The organism is Mammaliicoccus sp. H-M34 (assembly GCF_022386495.1).
Taxonomy (GTDB): domain Bacteria; phylum Bacillota; class Bacilli; order Staphylococcales; family Staphylococcaceae; genus Mammaliicoccus; species Mammaliicoccus fleurettii.
In genome coordinates this window covers 68,003-85,051 of record NZ_JAJNIK010000005.1, presented here as the reverse complement: position 1 = coordinate 85,051, position 17,049 = coordinate 68,003, and the positions used below count along the sequence as shown (strand labels likewise).

Here is a 17,049-nt window from a genome sequence, read left to right as displayed (position 1 = left end):
CTTATTTTGATGTTTAGTATTTTGAAACTGTTGCAGATCCAATTTGATGATCGATTTCAATCGCATTTTCACTGTTTTTACGATATAAATAATAGAAATACATACTCCATAAAATTGTAAGACCTATTGATAACCAATAGCTTAGAGATAAATCCATTCCAAAACCAATCGGCTGACTTAAAATATAAGTAAATATATTCCATGTCATAAATATTGCAGGAATCAATGCTACGTAGAAATTCTTTTTAGATAACAATAGATACATTGCACCTATCCACAGTGCTATTGTAGCTGTAGTTTGGTTTGCCCAAGAGAAGTATCTCCATAAGATTGTAAAGTCTACTGTTGTTAAAATGAAACTAATAATAAACATTGGTATTGCTATAGCAAATCGTTTCCACATTTTCTTTTGACCAAATTTAAAGTAATCCGCAAGAATCATTCTAGCACTTCTAAATGACGTATCACCACTCGTAATTGGTAATACAATAACACCAAGAATTGCTAATGTACCAAACACTGAGCCTAGTAACATTGTAGATGCTTCACTAACTACAAGAGCCGCTTCACCTTTAGCTAATACTTCTTGAAGTCCACCATAACCACCGAATAAACTCATTGCCGCAGCAGCCCAAATCATAGCGATAATACCTTCAGCAATCATCATGCCATAAAATATTTTACGGCCATTCTTTTCATTATTTGTCGTTCTAGAAATAATTGGCGATTGTGTCGCATGGAAACCAGATAAAGCACCACACGTGATAGTAAAGAATAATAATGGGAATATTGGTGCAGAATCAGGATGCATATTCTTTAAAGTTAATTCTGGAATCTCTGCTCCTGTCATCAATAATCTCACGAAAATACCTACTGCTGAAATCATGAGAATTAAACCAAATATCGGATATACCTTACCAATAATTTTATCAATCGGTAAAATTGTAGATAAGAAGTAATATAAGAAAATAACAAAAATAATAATACCTAAAGCAATTTTTCCATCCATTAGTGAATGTAGAAGTAATGCTGGACTAGTAACAAACACCGTACCAGTCAATAAAAGTAGTAATAACGTAAACACATTAACCAAATGTTTCATCACATTACCTAAGAATTTACCAGCTAATTCAGGTAAGTGAGCCCCTTTGTTACGAATTGAAATCATACCCGTTAAATAATCGTGTACAGCACCAGCAAATATAGAACCTAATACAATCCATAAAAAAGCAACCGGACCATATAAAGCACCCATAATTGGCCCAAAAATAGGTCCAACACCAGCGATATTCAATAATTGAATCAATGAATTCTTATTCGTCGTCATTGGAACATAATCAATATTATCCCTTTGATCATGAGCCGGTGTCGGACGTTCATCCTTAACACCAAACATCTTTTCGATATACTTACCATATGTAAAATAACCTACAATCAATAACACTATTGAAACTAAAAATGTAATCATTGAAATCCCCCTTTGTAAGTGCAAGCGTTTACATAATTATAAATGAGTTTTTTAGGAAATACAATGCTACATGTGTAATGATTTCGTACTTGTAAATAAATAAAAAAACAAGATTTATTTTTAAAATTCTCCTTTTTTAATCTTATTTATTACTTTTATTATTAAAACAACAAAAGAAGATAATAGAAATGTTTGAATAAACATGCCAAAATATGTTGTTATTTTAATATTTTTACTAAATTCAAATACTGATGTACTTGATTGAATGGTATTATTTTCAATAACTTGCATTGGTGTTATCGTTATTAATATATATTCCAAAATTGCATATATGATTGAACCTATTAATATATATAACCAAAATAATTTTTTCCCATATGCCACTCTACCTATTAATATCGCCAGTAACAAAGACGGTATTATTTCTATGAAAAGCATGTGTTGAAAAATATTAAAATCACTCATAAATATTATGCTTAAGACTAATTCAGATACAAAGATAAATATAATTATAAAATTTATTTTCATTATTTTAGACCTTCGACTATATTTTTATTTGCAGCAACCATAGCAGGAATAATACTAAATAGTACGCCAAAAATGGCTGTAGCTAAAAATGTTATGATAATTTGTAAAATGGTTAAACTAGCTACAAAACCTAGCACATTCATTATAAAGATAAATATAAGTGATAGAACTATGCCTATTACACCACCTATAGTAGAAAGCAGCGTACCTTCTATAATATACGATAATTGAATATCACTCTTTTTAGCTCCTAGAGAGCGCCGAATTGCTATTTCTTTAGACCGTTCACTAATGGATGAAAGCATTGCATTCATTACTCCAAATCCTGCCACAAATATTGAAATACTTGAAAGCATTGCAATAAAGTTCAATATTGTTTCTGATTGTGCTTTTGTTTCTTCATAAACACCTTTATTGTCTGTATATGTATAACTTCCCTTTTTCTTATATGTTCCATACCTATCTAGAAAAGCTAATGCTTTATTTATATCTGTTTGATTCTGTGTAAATATCATCATTTCATCATAATGTATTTTGTTTTGCATAATATCTTTCTTCGTTTGTTCCGAAACAATTAACGAAGGTACTATTTCATTTATAGTTGATGCTTTATAAATTGTACTTATTTTATAGTTTTTATTTTTAATTTTTATATTGCTATTAATAAATTTTTCTATATTATTTTGGCGTGTTAGATTTATTAACGCCTTATCACTTATTGCTACTTCATTTGATTTATCGTTTAGTATTCCTAGCTTCTTTCCTTTTATAACCTCTGGAAAATTCACTTCATTTTTCTTTAAATCTTCTAATGTTCTGTAGCTAAGAATTTGTTTAGCATCATTCAAAAATACATTCACATTTATTCCGTATGAACTTGATACTAGTTGGGCTTTGTTCTTAATTAACTTTTCTATTGAATTTTTGTCATCTTCAGTAAATCCTGTCGGTTCTATTAGATTTTCTCCTACAAAATTAAGTGTAGTTTGATTTTGATCTATATGAAGATTGTCTGATAAAGACTGATTTGTAAATTCACTACTTGCTTGTACAAATAGAACAACAAAACTAGCAATTGCTATAGCTATAGCTGTTAAAATACTTTGTCGCTTGTTCCTTAATAGCAATTTGAATACATCTTTATACAAGTTAATTGTTTTCATCGCACACCTCTTGCTCTGAATAAAGTAACCCATCTTTCATAACGTATTTCTTATTTGATAATTGAGCTACTGTCGGGTCGTGTGTCACTAATATAATGGTCATACCTTCTTGATGAATATCCCTCAAGATATTTAATATTAAATTACGGTTCTTTTCATCAAGAGACCCCGTAGGCTCATCAGCGATAATGAGGTTAGGCTTATTTGCTAAAGCCCTAATTATCGCAACTCTTTGCTTTTGTCCACCAGATAAGTTACAAGCATATTCGTTTATTTGTTGCTCTAAGTTTAGCTTTTTGATCAAATATTGAATGTACTCTTTATTAATTTTTTGATCTGAATATAAAAATGGTAAGTAAATATTTTCTAACATTGTATATTCATCTATTAAATTAAAACTTTGAAAGATAAAACCAATTTTCTGATTTCTTAATTTAGATTGTTGCAGATCACTTGTTTTATCGATTGCTTTTTCTTCTAATAAATATTCTCCAGAATAGTCTGCATCTAACAAACCTATAATATTTAGTAAAGTAGACTTACCTGAACCTGATTTTCCAACTATTGAAACAAAGTCACCTTTATAAACATCTAATGAAATACCTTTCAAAATATTTAAGGGTTTTTTACCTACAATATAATTTTTTGTTATGTGATTTAACTTTATTACGCGCTTCAAATTAGACCCCTCATCACAAATCAATATATTAACCTTTTTATATTTGACAATATTTTACTTCTATAAAAAACATTTTGTCAAGTTTTATTTTATAAAAATAATGTTATATATAATTTAATATTATTTTTTAAATGTTAGGTTCCTCAAATACTGTAAATAAATATTGTGATTTATTGTCACACAAATTACTTTTAAAATAAAAAAGAGGTTGAGACAATTAATTTGTCTCAACCTCTTTCTTTATTTTCTTTTATACACTTTAATCGTAATTTCGTAAAAGTCTTTATGTTCTTCATCGATTCGTTTTACTTTAATACCTTCTTTTTCAACATTTTTAATGCTTTGTCCGAGTGTATCAAGTGCTTCTGTAATATCTTGTTCGAATTGAAATTGTTTTGCTTTTACTTTTTCAGATCCTCGTATTTTTTTAACACGATCTTCTGTTTGTTTTACGTTTAAATTTTGTGATTGAATTGCTGTTAAGACATCTTGTTGACCATCGTCATCTAAACCTAACATTGCTCTTGCATGTCTTTCAGTTATTTCACCTTTTTGTAATGAAATTATGATTGGTTCTGATAATTTAAGCAATCTTAATTTATTCGCTATGAATGATTGACTTTTTCCCATGCTTGCGGCTAAATCTTGTTGTGTTATACCTTCTAGATCAAGCAATTTTTTATATGCTTCCGCTTCTTCTATAGCAGATAAATTTTCTCGTTGAATATTTTCAATCAATGCAACTGCTGCTGTTTCTTTATCGTTTAACGGTTTAATGATTACTTCAGTCTCAGGTAAATCGTTATGTTTTATTGCACGAAATCTTCGCTCTCCAGCAATGATTTCATACATACCTTCTTCAATTGGACGAACTACAATAGGCTGTAATAATCCATGTTCTCTTATAGATTGTGCCAATTCTTTAATTTTTGATTCATCAAATACTTTTCTCGGTTGGTAACGGTTTGGCACAATTCTTTCTGTTGAAATTATCGCTACATTACCTTCAGCTCTAGCTTCTTCTATATGTTCTAATTCTTTGTCTTTAAGTCCAAATAATTTAGAAAAAGGCTTTTTCATCTCAATATACCTACTTTCGTTCATACATATTTCCCAGGAATTATTTTGTTATAGGTTCTTTGTTTGGTGTTCCTGGTTTTCTTGGATATTTCTTAGGTGTTTGTCTTAATTTATCTATCGTAATAATTTGTCTCATACTTTCTTCTAAAGGTAAAGTGAAGTCATATACTTTATTCACTTGACCACCTAGGACAGAAATAGCAAATTGTGCATCTTCTAACTCTTCATTGCCTTGCGCACCTTTTAGAGCTACAAATTGGCCACCCTTTTTAACTAAAGGTATGCAAAGTTCACTTAGTACTGATAATCTTGCGACTGCACGAGCTGTTACAAGATCAAAACTTTCACGATAATTACTTTTTCCAAATGTTTCAGCTCTATCATGAACAAAGTTTACTTTGTCTAAGTCCAAGGCAGCTGCTAATTCATTTAAAAATTTAATTCGTTTATTTAATGAATCTACTATTGTAATTTGCAAATGCGGATAAATTATTTTTAATGGAATGCTTGGAAATCCTGCTCCTGCACCTACATCACATACAGACTCAATTTTATTGAAATCTATATAAAAGCTAGGTGAAACAGAATCAAAAAAGTGCTTCAAATAGACTTCTTCTTTTTCAGTCACTGCTGTTAAATTAATTTTTTCATTCCACTCTACTAGCGTTTCAAAATAAATTTCAAATTGTTTTAATTGTTTATCTGTAATTTCTATACCTGATTCTTTTAATGAATTAATAAATGTTTGTTCGTTCATCTATTTCACCTTCTGAATTTTACCTTGTTCAATATAAACAAGCAATATTGAAATGTCTGCAGGATTAACACCTGAAATACGTGAAGCTTGTGCAATATCTAATGGGTTTACTTCTTTAAGTTTTTGACGTGCTTCAGTAGCTAAACTGTTAATTGCATCATAATCTATATTTTCAGGTATTTTTTTATCTTCCATACGTTTCATTTTTTCAACTTGTGCTAATGATTTTTGGATGTAACCTTCGTATTTAGTTTGAATTTCAACTTGTTCTTGAACATCTGCACTTACTGGAGATTCTTCTTCTAAGATTTCCATAATAGCATCATAGTCCATTTCTGGTCTACGTAGTAAATCTAATGCTAAAATACCATCTTTAAGTGCTGCGCCTCCACGACTTTCAATAACACTTTGTGTGTGTTGATTCGGTTTAATACGAATACCTTTTAATCTGTCTTGTTCTCCGCTGATCGCATCACGTTTTTGGTTAAATTTAGCATAACGTTCTTCAGAAATCATGCCTAATTCATAACCAATATCCGTTAGTCTTAAATCTGCATTGTCATGTCTTAATAATAGACGGTGTTCAGCACGTGAAGTTAATAAACGATAAGGCTCATTTGTACCTTTCGTCACTAAATCATCAATTAATACACCAATATATGCATCTGAACGACGTAAAACAACATCCTCTTTACCTTGTACTTTACCTGCAGCATTAATACCAGCCATTAATCCTTGACCAGCCGCTTCTTCATAACCTGAAGTACCATTAATTTGGCCTGCAGTGAATAGATTAGTTACAAGTTTCGTTTCTAATGTTGGCCATAATTGAGTTGGAACAATTGCATCATATTCAATTGCGTATCCTGCACGCATCATATCTGCTTTTTCAAGACCTGGGATTGTCTCTAACATTTTACGTTGAACGTCTTCCGGTAAGCTTGTAGATAAGCCTTGTACATAAACTTCTTGAGTTTGGCGTCCTTCTGGTTCTAAGAACAATTGATGTCTTGGTTTATCGTTAAATCTTACGAATTTGTCTTCAATTGATGGACAATATCTTGGACCAGTTCCTTTAATCATACCTGAGTACATTGCAGATAAATGTAAATTATCATCAATAACTTTATGTGTATGTTCATTAGTATAAGTTAACCAACAAGGTAATTGATCTAAAATATATTCTGTCGTTTCATAACTAAATGCTCGTCCGACATCATCACCTGGTTGAATTTCAGTCTTGCTGTAATCTATAGTATTTCCATTTACACGTGGTGGTGTTCCAGTTTTGAAACGAACTATTTCAAAGCCTAATTCTTTCAAATGATCAGCTAATTTTAGTGATGGCATTTGATGATTTGGACCACTTGAATATTTTAAATTTCCTAAAATGATTTCGCCACGTAAGAACGTACCTGTAGTTAATACAACTGCATCAGCTTCATAAGTTGATCCAATAACCATTTCTACGCCTTTAATTTTATTATCTTCTATAATTAAACGTTCTACCATACCTTGCATAATATCAAGGTTAGGTTCGTCTTCTATCACACGTTTCATTTCTTGTTGATATAACACTTTATCAGCTTGTGCACGCAATGCTCTAACAGCTGGACCTTTACCAGTGTTTAACATACGCATTTGAATATGTGTTCTATCAATTGTCTTAGCCATTTGACCACCAAGTGCATCGATTTCTCTCACTACTATACCTTTAGCTGGTCCACCTACTGATGGGTTACATGGCATAAATGCTACACTATCTAAGTTGATTGTAAGCATAAGTGTTTTTGCGCCACGTCTAGCTGAAGCTAATCCTGCTTCTACCCCAGCATGCCCTGCTCCGACAACAATAACGTCATATTTTTGTGTCAAAATTTTTCCTCCTTTTTATTTTCCTAAACAGAATTGACTAAATAGTTGATCGATTAGCGAATCACTCGCCTCTTCACCTATTACTTCTCCTAGCAATTCCCAAGTTTTAATTAAATCAATTTGTACGATATCTATAGGTACGCCATCTTCAGCTGACTGAATTGCATCATTAATTGAACTTTTCGCATCTTTTAAAAGTGCAATGTGCCTAGAATTAGAAACATATGTCATATCTTGAGACTGAACTTGTCCACCAAAGAATAATTCTGAAATTTTTTGTTCAAGTTCTTCTATTCCTTGTTGTTCTATCATCGATGTTTGTACTAAAGGATGGTCACCTATCATGTCTTTTAATTGATCCATGTCTAAGTTTTGTTCTAAGTCCATTTTATTTATTATAACAATAACATCTTCATCTTTAATGACATCAAATAATTGATAATCATTTTCTGTTAATGCTTCATTGTAATTAAGTACAAATAAAATTAAATCTGCTTCTGATAATGCTTTTCTAGATCTTTCGACACCGATTTTTTCTACTATATCTTCAGTTTCACGAATACCAGCTGTGTCTACAAGTCTTAGCGGTACACCGCGAACATTAACATATTCTTCTAATACATCACGTGTAGTTCCTGCAACTTCAGTCACGATAGCTTTATTATCTTGAATTAAGTTATTAAGCATCGAACTTTTACCTACATTAGGCTTCCCTACTATTACTGTAGATAGACCTTCACGCATGATTTTTCCTTGTTGGCCAGTTCTTAATAATTGATCAATTTCATTCTCAATATGCCTAGATTCCTTTAAAAGGAATTGCGCAGTTGCTTCTTCGACATCATCATACTCTGGATAGTCTATATTTACTTCCACTTGTGCAAGGATTTCTAAAATAGATTGTCTTAGACCTTTAATTAGACTACTTAGACGCCCTTCCATCTGCCCTAAGGCTACCTTCGATGCGCGTTCCGTCTTAGATCTTATGAAATCCATGACCGCTTCTGCTTGTGATAAATCAATACGTCCGTGTAAAAATGCTCTCTTTGTGAATTCACCTGGTTCAGCCATTCTTGCACCATTTGATAAAGTTAATTCGAGTACACGATTAACAGTTACAAGACCACCATGACAGTTAATTTCAACGATATCTTCTCTTGTAAAAGTCTTGGGTGCTTTCATTACGGCTACCATTACTTCTTCAACAACTTCTTCTGAATCAGGATCAATAATATGACCATAATTTATTGTATGCGATGCTACTTCATTGAGTTGTTTCTTTCCTTTATAAATACGATCAGCAATATTTAAGGCATCCGGGCCACTTAATCGTACTATTGCTATTGCACCTTCACCCATAGGCGTTGAGATACTTGTAATTGTATCTAATTCCATGTTTTTCTCCTCCACCATTAGTAACTATTCTATTGATTGTAAATGGTTTTGTTCTATTTTTCGAATATATTGTTCGAAAAAATGCGGAGCGAGATCACTCACTCCGACTATTATCATTTATTCTTAATGACTAAATATCGATGTGGTTCTCTTCCTTCAGAGTACGTTTCGATATTTTCAATCTTACTAACTTCTTGATGCATTATTTTTCGTTCGAAATTTGGCATCGGCTCTAATTTAACGGGTTTCTTTGTCTGGATAGCCTTTTTAGCCATATTAATTGCCAACTGTTCTAAAGTTTCTTTACGCTTTTCTCTATAAGATTCTATATCTAATATAAGCGTATAATAACCTTTCACAAATTGATGCATATAATTTTGTCCTACAATTTGAAGCGCATTTAAAATTTGTCCACGCTTACCTATTATATAAGCAGCATTATTTGAAGTCATATTAATATAAATTGTATGAGACTTAACTTCATACGAACCATCTACATCAATATTCATTTCTCTTACTATTTTAAGTACATATTCTAATGTATCTTGTGCTACTTCATTTAATGAATCTTTTTTCTGATTACTGTGTTCATGTATATCTTCTTCTGACTGAATATCATTTTGAACATCATCTTTACGCTCTTGAACCGTTTCTTCTTGCTGAGTATGAACATTATTTGATGATTCATCAACCTCTTCAAGTTGTTGATGACGATTTTTTAATGCTTCAATTGATTTAAACTGTTTAAGTTCTGGATCAATTACAGTTAATTCAATTTGTGCATCCTGTTTCATAAATCCAAAAATACCTTTTTTACCTTCTTTAATAACATCAATTCTTACTTGTTGTTCTTGAACATCCAAATCTTCTAAACCTTGTTGTAGTGCTTGTTCTACTGATTGTCCTTCATAGCGTGATTTAAGCATCCTGCAACCTCCTAGTAATATTTCAATACTTAAGGAATACGTTTATTAAAAACTTTAGCAATCTTCAATACATGCTCTAAACTCTTCTGTGTTTCAAGTACATCTAAATCTACAGCTTGGTTTCGAGCGATAACAATGATGTCTTTAGGAATAATATTTTCTTTATGATTCTTAAAACATTCTCTAATAGACCTTTTTATTCTATTTCTAGTAACAGCATTTCCTAATTTCTTTGAAACACTTATGCCTAATCTGAAATGTTCATTATCATTTTCTGCTGTATAAATTACAAACTGTCTATTAGCAACTGACTTACCTTTTTTATAAATTCTTTGAAAATCATTATTTCTCTTAATACGATAAGCCTTTTCCACAAACATCCACTCCACAATACATCACTTAATTATTGTTCATTATACAAAACAATTACATCAATTAAAACAAAAAAAAGACCACTGCTCTTCAGTGATCTTAAGCTGATAATACTTTTCTACCTTTACGACGACGGCGAGCTAATACTTTACGACCGTTTTTAGAACTCATGCGTGCACGGAAACCGTGTACTTTACTGTGTTTACGCTTATTTGGTTGATACGTACGTTTTACCATTTAAGAGCACCTCCATTATTTATTCGTTAGTATCTAATTTATAGTTAGATAATTGTTTGTATGATATTCATTTATATATATCAGATCAGAAGATTAGTTTCAAAATTATTTATACCATACATGTGATTTGTCACAATTTCAATAACTACTAAACTATAACAAAACAGTTTTTAAAAATCAAGAAGAAATTTATCGTAATCAAAAAATCGAGTTATCCACTTATTCACAATGCATCACAAACATTTTGTGGATAATCATATAACTATTTTTTCTTATTCACAGCATAATATTATCTTTCTGCACATATTCACATGTATTTGACAACTTGTTTTGTTTAAAAGTATAATTGTGTGGATAAGTTATACAAAGTATTGATACTACTATGATTACTACATGAAAATATTAGTGTAAAGATTGTGGACAAGAGAATTATAAAGTTGAGTTATCCACCGTTTGTGTGTAAGTTGTGGATAATTATTCACACCTTGTGGTTTTCTTTATCAACAGTCTTATTTTATGTGTATAACTCAATAAATTTAAATTAGAAAGAGGACTTTTATGAATTCAAAAGAAGAAATCTGGGAGCAAGTGTTATCCATTGCTGAAGATCAAATCGCTTCTGCTGGTTATAATACTTGGTTCAAAGGCACTTACTTACATCAAATAGATAGTAATCGTGCAATAATCGTTGCACAAAGTCCTTTTGTTGCTGAGTGGTTAACCAATAAATATCATGAACATGTCATTAATTTCATCTATGATGTCATTGGCGACAAAGTTCAAGTTAAATTTATTTCAGAAGAAGATTTGCAAAGTGAAGATTTCGCTGTGCAACCGAAAAAATCAAAAGAAATCGAAGAGCATGAAGAAGTAATAAACAGCCAACTTAATAGTAACAACACGTTTGATACATTTGTTATTGGACCTGGTAACCAGTTTCCACACGCTGCTTCATTAGCTGTTGCTGAAGAACCAGCCAATGCTTATAATCCTCTGTTTATATATGGTGGTGTTGGTTTAGGTAAGACACATTTAATGCATGCGATTGGTCACTACGTACTTGAACAGAATCCAAATGCAAATGTACTATATACATCTAGTGAAAAATTTACAAATGAATTTATTAAGTCTATAAGAAAAAATGATACTGAAAGCTTTAGAGACAAGTATCGTAATATAGATGTTCTACTAATAGACGATATTCAATTCATTCAAAAGAAAGAACAAACACAAGAAGAATTTTTCCACACATTTAATGATTTACACCAAAATAAAAAGCAAATTGTTATCTCAAGTGATCGTCCACCTAAAGAAATTCCTACTTTAGAAGATCGTTTAAGAACACGCTTTGAATGGGGTTTAATTGTAGATATTACACCGCCTGATTTTGAAACACGAATGGCTATTCTACAAAAGAAAATTGAAGAAGAAAACTTAGATTTACCGGTAGAGGCTCTGACTTATATCGCAAATTCAATTCAATCTAATATTCGTGAATTAGAAGGTGCTTTAACAAGAGTTTTAGCCTATTCTAAGCTTAGAAATAAACCAATTAATACTGATTTAGTAGCAGAAGCACTTAAAGATATTATTTCTACACCTAGATCAACAAAAATTACTATTCAAGACATTCAGCAAATAGTTGGTAAAATGTATAATATCCGTATAGAAGACTTTGCTGCCAAAAAACGTACAAAATCTATTGCATATCCTAGACAAATTGCGATGTATCTTTCTCGCGAACTTACAGATTTCTCATTACCAAAAATTGGTGAAGAATTTGGTGGTCGAGATCATACAACAGTAATTCATGCACATGAAAAGATTAAAAAAGATTTAGTAAACAATCCAGAACTCAAATCTGATTTAGAACAACTAGAAAAACAAATCCGTGGATAATGTGGATAAGTTGTGCACAGCCATACACAGTTTATTAACATGTGAATAACTTTTGTATCACGTTTTTAAACCACTTATCCACCAATCCACAGCCCCTATGACTATTACTATGATTTTAAAAGATATATAATTAAATATATAACGACTGGAAGGAGTTTTATAAGTTATGAAATTTACTATTCAACGAGATTACTTTCTTAATCAATTGAATGACACATTAAAAGCAATTTCACCAAGAACAACATTACCAATACTTACAGGTATAAAAATCGATGCTACCGATAGAGGCATCATATTAACAGGATCAGACTCTGAGATATCGATAGAAATAACAATAAATCAAAATATTGATGGTGAAAAAATTGTAGATATTGAAGAAAAAGGTTCTGTAGTACTTCCAGGACGTTTCTTTGTAGATATCGTTAAAAAATTACCAGGTAAAACAGTTAATCTATCAACAAACGATCAATTCAAGACACTTATCACTTCAGGACATTCAGAATTTAACGTTAGTGGTTTAGATCCAGATCAATATCCTTTATTACCACAAGTATCCGAAGATGATGCAATCAAATTACCAATCAAGGTATTAAAAAATATAATCGCGCAAACAAACTTTGCAGTGTCCACGTCAGAAACACGCCCAGTGTTAACAGGTGTAAACTGGTTGATACAAAACAATGAATTAACCTGTACTGCAACAGATTCACACAGACTTGCATTAAGAAAATTAAAACTTGAAGATGAAGAAATAGAAGATAAAAATGTTATTATTCCAGGTAAAGCTTTATCTGAATTAAATAAAATAGTTTCGGATTCTGAAGAAGATATCAATATATTCTTTGCAAGCAACCAAGTTTTATTCAAAGTAGGTCATATAAACTTTATTTCACGTTTACTTGAAGGCAATTATCCAGATACGACAAGATTATTCCCTGAAAACTATGAAACTAAATTAACTTTGGATAATAGTGAGTTCTATCACGCTATTGATCGTGCATCATTATTAGCACGTGAAGGTGGAAATAATGTTATTAAATTATCAACTGATGTAGATAAATTAGAATTATCATCAACTTCACCAGAAATTGGTACTGTAAAAGAAGATGTGTCTACAGATAACGTTGAAGGTGAATCGTTAAAGATTTCGTTCAACTCTAAATATATGATGGATGCATTAAAAGCAATTGATAATGATGAAGTACAAGTAGAATTTTTTGGAACGATGAGACCATTTATTCTTAAACCAAAAGATGATGAAACATTAATTCAACTAATTTTACCGATTAGAACATACTAATAATTTTTAAGAAACTCGCTGTATTTAGTGAGTTTCTTATTTTTTTGTCGTTAATTGTCAAGTGAACTTGACATAGTGTACGAATTCTTTTATTGTAAAGTTAACTTGACAGGAAGTGATGAATTGAAAAATAAAGTTTATGAATATCGAACGAGTAGAAAAATGACTCAAAGTGAATTATCTCGATTGGTCAATGTGTCGAGACAAACGATTAATTCTATTGAGCGTTATAAATTTAATCCGACATTAGTATTAGCACATAAGCTTTCTCAAGTATTTGAAATTTCCATTGATGAATTATTTATTTTTGAAAATGATGAAAATATAGACATTTCAGAAATAAAATCCAACAAAAAGGAGTAAAAGTTATGACATTACTAATTAAAAATGTTTCTAAAAAATTTAATGACTTTGTAGCTGTACATGATGTTAATTTGGAAGTTCCAAAAGGGACAATGTATGGATTTTTAGGTGGAAATGGTGCAGGTAAAACAACTACTTTCCGTATGATTCTAGGTTTATTACCTAAAACAACTGGTGTCGTTTCTTTTGATGACAAACCGATTGATTATTCTATGACTAATACAGTTGGTTATTTGCCTGAAGAAAGGGGTCTACACCCGAAACTTAAAGTTTGGGAACAAGTGCAATATTTAGCAGAATTAAAAGGTATGAGAAAAAAAGACATCGAAAAAGAGCTAGATTATTGGTTAAAAAGATTTGATGCATTTGAAAATAAAGAAAAAAAGATCGAAGCATTATCAAAAGGTAATCAGCAAAAAGTTCAATTAATCGCAGCTATTATTCATAAGCCAGAATTACTAATTCTTGATGAACCATTTAGTGGTCTAGATCCTGTAAATGTTGAATTACTTAAGTCGGCAGTTAAAGATCTTAAAGACCAAGGTACAACGATTATATTTAGTTCTCACAGAATGGAGCATGTTGAAGAACTTTGTGATTACATTTGTATTATGAGTAAAGGGAAAGCGATTGTCTCAGGTTCTATAGACAAAGTTAAAGATGATTTCGGAAAGAAAGATATTTTCATTGAAGGTGCTCATAATTTTGAATTTTTAAAAGAATTTGAAGGTGTCGAAGATTTCAAAGAGACTAAAAAAGGCGTTAAAATCACAATTTCTGATGAATCATACGCAGAAAATATATATCAAAGTGTTACAAAATTAGGATATCTTAAACGATTCCAAGTTGCTGAACCATCACTAAACGATATATTTATTGCTAAGGTGGGTGAGAAACATGAATAAATTTTGGACAACATTTAATTTAACGTATATGCAAAAAGTGAAAAGTAAATCTTTTATCATAATGACAGCGATTTTTATGATTTTTGTATTTGCATTAAGTAATGTCGATAAAATTATTGATTTCTTCGACAACGATAGTAAAACAGTAGCGATTCAATCAGATAACGACATGATTTATAAAGTATTGGAGAAACAATATAAACAAAATGATGATATTGAAAAAGTCGAAAAAGTAACTCTTGAAAAAGGTAAGAAGGGCGTTAAAGATGAAAAGTATAAACGTCTTATTGAAGTTAAGGTAAAAGGTGAAAAAGTAGACGGTAAGATTTACGAAAAAGGTAAAGTTAGTGAAAGCGAAAAAATGACTTTGCAATCAACACTTAGCCAAATGCAATCATCATTAACAGCTCAAAAATTAAATTTATCAGAAGATGATTTAAAAACATTGAATACACCTAGTGATGTAAAAACAGAAGAAATTAAATCTGACAAAGATAAACAATCGAGTGATATTAACCCGAAAGTTCAAGCGTTAAATTCAGCTGTTGTTTATATCATCATCTTCTTATCATTCTTTATAACTATAAATTACGCTAACCAAATAGGTTCAGAAATTGCGACTGAGAAGACTACTCGCGTAATTGAAATGATTGTAACGAGTGTGAAGCCTTCAGTACACGTTACAGCTAAGATATTAGCTATTATATCTGTCGCATTCACTCAAATATTCTTTATTGTTCTCGCAATCGTAATTAGTATCTTTGCATTTGATTTAAAAGGTCTATTCGAGTCAGCTGGTGTTGAATATGGTCCTGAGACAACTAGAATCATCGTATATGGAGCTATTTTCTTAATTTTAGGGGTAATATCCTATATTTCATTAGCGGCTATTCTAGGGGCATTAACGAGCCGTATAGAAGATCTTGCTCAATCTATGATGCCTGTTACATTTATATCATTAGGCGCTTTCTATATTGCGATATTCAGCATATCTAATCCTGATACAATGCTTGTTAAAATAACGAGCTTCATTCCAATGCTATCGCCAATGGTAATGTTGCTAAGAACAACTTCTGAAAGCACACCTGAATGGCACTTAATTTTAGGAATTGTGATTTCAATCGTTACTTGTATTATTTTACTTTTATTCGCAGCTAGAACTTATCGAGGCAGTGTACTAACGTATGAAAAAGGTATTATTAAAAATCTAAAGAATGCATTAAATATCACTAAATAACTTTAAAAACCTTATAAAAAGCCAATTTGTCACAAAACCTTAATGAATTTTTAGTGAATAATATAGAATTTCTTTGTATGATAGTATAAAATTTATATTATCAACATAAGAGATTGAGGGGTAAATATGGCGAATAAAAATAGTAATAGTAATATTATGTTTCTGATGATAGCAATACTTGTAGTGGTAGTAGGTATTGTATTACTAGTTGTGTTTGGTGGAAGCGGCAGTGACAATAAAGAAGAAAGTCTATTTGATAGAACTGTTAAAGCAACAGATTTATCAAAAGATACAAAAGATAATCCAACACAGAAAAAAGATAAAGCTAAAGTTCAAATTATTGAATTTGGAGACTTTAAATGTCCAGCTTGTAAAGCATTCGAAACAAACTATATGGATCAAATAGAAAAAGACTATATCGATAAAGATAAAGTAGAATATAGATTCGTTAATGCACCATTTCATGGTGAAGGTTCAGAATTAGGAGGTGCTTCAGCACACGCTGTGTATAAAGTAGCACCAGATGCATATTGGGATTATCATAGAGCATTATTTGAAGCTCAACCAGATGATCATAATGCTGAAACTGATGACGAATGGTTAGATTTGAAGGTAGTTAAAAAAGCAGTAGATGGTTTAGATATTGATCAAAGTAAAAAAGATCAAATCATGAAACTAGTAGAAGATAGAAATTCAGAACCGTATAAACAAATGAAAAATGATTCAGACTTAACAAATAAATATGATGTAGATATCACGCCTACAGTTGTCATAGATGGTAAAGTGTTGTCAGACCCAATGGATTATGACAAAGTATCTAAAGCAATCGATCAAGCAATCGAAAAGAAAAATAAATAAAAATAGG

17 protein-coding genes are annotated in these 17,049 nt (G+C 31.0%); 6 read left to right on the top strand and 11 right to left on the bottom strand.

Annotated elements, in window-relative coordinates:
* Nucleotides 1-13: 13 nt before the first annotated feature.
* From LQ608_RS08225 to rpmH, 11 genes are all read right to left on the bottom strand, one after another.
* Nucleotides 14-1,468, bottom strand: coding sequence for a carbon starvation CstA family protein (locus LQ608_RS08225; protein ID WP_239751196.1), 1,455 nt, complete (start codon nt 1,466-1,468; stop codon nt 14-16).
* A 120-nt stretch (nt 1,469-1,588) separates the two neighbouring features.
* Nucleotides 1,589-1,996: a hypothetical protein gene (locus LQ608_RS08220; RefSeq protein ID WP_239751195.1), complete on the bottom strand. Its 408-nt coding sequence runs from the start codon at nt 1,994-1,996 to the stop codon at nt 1,589-1,591.
* Nucleotides 1,996-3,159, bottom strand: a complete 1,164-nt coding sequence (locus LQ608_RS08215; RefSeq protein WP_239751193.1) for an ABC transporter permease — start codon at nt 3,157-3,159, stop codon at nt 1,996-1,998. The genes LQ608_RS08220 and LQ608_RS08215 overlap by 1 nt, the downstream gene beginning before the upstream one ends.
* Nucleotides 3,146-3,838, bottom strand: a complete 693-nt coding sequence (locus LQ608_RS08210; RefSeq protein ID WP_239751191.1) for an ABC transporter ATP-binding protein — start codon at nt 3,836-3,838, stop codon at nt 3,146-3,148. The genes LQ608_RS08215 and LQ608_RS08210 overlap by 14 nt, the downstream gene beginning before the upstream one ends.
* A 240-nt stretch (nt 3,839-4,078) precedes the next feature.
* Nucleotides 4,079-4,918 (bottom strand): nucleoid occlusion protein, encoded by an 840-nt coding sequence (gene noc / locus LQ608_RS08205; protein WP_078357178.1) that lies wholly within the window; start codon nt 4,916-4,918, stop codon nt 4,079-4,081.
* A 40-nt stretch (nt 4,919-4,958) separates the two neighbouring features.
* The gene (gene rsmG / locus LQ608_RS08200) at nt 4,959-5,675 is read right to left on the bottom strand and encodes a 16S rRNA (guanine(527)-N(7))-methyltransferase RsmG (RefSeq protein ID WP_239751190.1); all 717 of its coding nucleotides are present in this window, start codon (nt 5,673-5,675) and stop codon (nt 4,959-4,961) included.
* Entirely contained in the window at nt 5,676-7,550 is a 1,875-nt protein-coding gene (gene mnmG / locus LQ608_RS08195) for a tRNA uridine-5-carboxymethylaminomethyl(34) synthesis enzyme MnmG (RefSeq protein WP_239751188.1), read from the bottom strand.
* A 15-nt stretch (nt 7,551-7,565) separates the two neighbouring features.
* Nucleotides 7,566-8,945: a tRNA uridine-5-carboxymethylaminomethyl(34) synthesis GTPase MnmE gene (mnmE, locus tag LQ608_RS08190; protein WP_239751186.1), complete on the bottom strand. Its 1,380-nt coding sequence runs from the start codon at nt 8,943-8,945 to the stop codon at nt 7,566-7,568.
* 113 nt (nt 8,946-9,058) lie between these two features.
* On the bottom strand, nt 9,059-9,871 hold the full coding sequence (gene jag / locus LQ608_RS08185) for an RNA-binding cell elongation regulator Jag/EloR (RefSeq protein WP_239751185.1): 813 nt from the start codon (nt 9,869-9,871) through the stop codon (nt 9,059-9,061).
* 29 nt (nt 9,872-9,900) lie between these two features.
* The gene (gene rnpA, locus LQ608_RS08180) at nt 9,901-10,245 is read right to left on the bottom strand and encodes a ribonuclease P protein component (protein WP_078357183.1); all 345 of its coding nucleotides are present in this window, start codon (nt 10,243-10,245) and stop codon (nt 9,901-9,903) included.
* A gap of 97 nt (nt 10,246-10,342) precedes the next feature.
* Nucleotides 10,343-10,480, bottom strand: coding sequence for a 50S ribosomal protein L34 (gene rpmH / locus LQ608_RS08175; RefSeq protein WP_016999186.1), 138 nt, complete (start codon nt 10,478-10,480; stop codon nt 10,343-10,345).
* Between the two features lie 558 nt (nt 10,481-11,038).
* On the opposite strand from rpmH, the gene dnaA reads away from it, so the two are divergent.
* From dnaA to LQ608_RS08145, 6 genes are all read left to right on the top strand, one after another.
* Nucleotides 11,039-12,379 (top strand): chromosomal replication initiator protein DnaA, encoded by a 1,341-nt coding sequence (gene dnaA / locus LQ608_RS08170; protein ID WP_078357184.1) that lies wholly within the window; start codon nt 11,039-11,041, stop codon nt 12,377-12,379.
* A gap of 166 nt (nt 12,380-12,545) precedes the next feature.
* Nucleotides 12,546-13,679: a DNA polymerase III subunit beta gene (dnaN, locus tag LQ608_RS08165; protein WP_078357185.1), complete on the top strand. Its 1,134-nt coding sequence runs from the start codon at nt 12,546-12,548 to the stop codon at nt 13,677-13,679.
* A gap of 123 nt (nt 13,680-13,802) precedes the next feature.
* Complete coding sequence (locus tag LQ608_RS08160) at nt 13,803-14,042, top strand: helix-turn-helix transcriptional regulator (protein WP_078357186.1); 240 nt, start codon at nt 13,803-13,805, stop codon at nt 14,040-14,042.
* Nucleotides 14,043-14,047: 5 nt separating this feature from the next.
* Entirely contained in the window at nt 14,048-14,947 is a 900-nt protein-coding gene (locus tag LQ608_RS08155; protein ID WP_239751183.1) for an ABC transporter ATP-binding protein, read from the top strand.
* Entirely contained in the window at nt 14,940-16,184 is a 1,245-nt protein-coding gene (locus LQ608_RS08150; RefSeq protein ID WP_239751182.1) for an ABC transporter permease, read from the top strand. Before LQ608_RS08155 ends, LQ608_RS08150 begins: the two co-directional genes overlap by 8 nt.
* A 126-nt stretch (nt 16,185-16,310) precedes the next feature.
* Entirely contained in the window at nt 16,311-17,042 is a 732-nt protein-coding gene (locus LQ608_RS08145; protein ID WP_107509107.1) for a DsbA family protein, read from the top strand.
* The last annotated feature ends 7 nt before the right edge of the window (nt 17,043-17,049 follow it).

Excerpts from the sequence above, each read along its gene's own strand:
- LQ608_RS08225 (WP_239751196.1), bottom strand. The coding sequence starts at position 1,468 with ATGATTACATTTTTAGTTTCAATAGTGTTATTGATTGTAGGTTATTTT.
- LQ608_RS08220 (WP_239751195.1), bottom strand. The coding sequence starts at position 1,996 with ATGAAAATAAATTTTATAATTATATTTATCTTTGTATCTGAATTAGTC.
- LQ608_RS08215 (WP_239751193.1), bottom strand. The coding sequence starts at position 3,159 with ATGAAAACAATTAACTTGTATAAAGATGTATTCAAATTGCTATTAAGG.
- noc (WP_078357178.1), bottom strand. The coding sequence starts at position 4,918 with ATGAAAAAGCCTTTTTCTAAATTATTTGGACTTAAAGACAAAGAATTA.
- rsmG (WP_239751190.1), bottom strand. The coding sequence starts at position 5,675 with ATGAACGAACAAACATTTATTAATTCATTAAAAGAATCAGGTATAGAA.
- mnmE (WP_239751186.1), bottom strand. The coding sequence starts at position 8,945 with ATGGAATTAGATACAATTACAAGTATCTCAACGCCTATGGGTGAAGGT.
- jag (WP_239751185.1), bottom strand. The coding sequence starts at position 9,871 with ATGCTTAAATCACGCTATGAAGGACAATCAGTAGAACAAGCACTACAA.
- rpmH (WP_016999186.1), bottom strand. The coding sequence starts at position 10,480 with ATGGTAAAACGTACGTATCAACCAAATAAGCGTAAACACAGTAAAGTA.
- dnaA (WP_078357184.1), top strand. The coding sequence starts at position 11,039 with ATGAATTCAAAAGAAGAAATCTGGGAGCAAGTGTTATCCATTGCTGAA.
- dnaN (WP_078357185.1), top strand. The coding sequence starts at position 12,546 with ATGAAATTTACTATTCAACGAGATTACTTTCTTAATCAATTGAATGAC.
- LQ608_RS08155 (WP_239751183.1), top strand. The coding sequence starts at position 14,048 with ATGACATTACTAATTAAAAATGTTTCTAAAAAATTTAATGACTTTGTA.
- LQ608_RS08150 (WP_239751182.1), top strand. The coding sequence starts at position 14,940 with ATGAATAAATTTTGGACAACATTTAATTTAACGTATATGCAAAAAGTG.
- LQ608_RS08145 (WP_107509107.1), top strand. The coding sequence starts at position 16,311 with ATGGCGAATAAAAATAGTAATAGTAATATTATGTTTCTGATGATAGCA.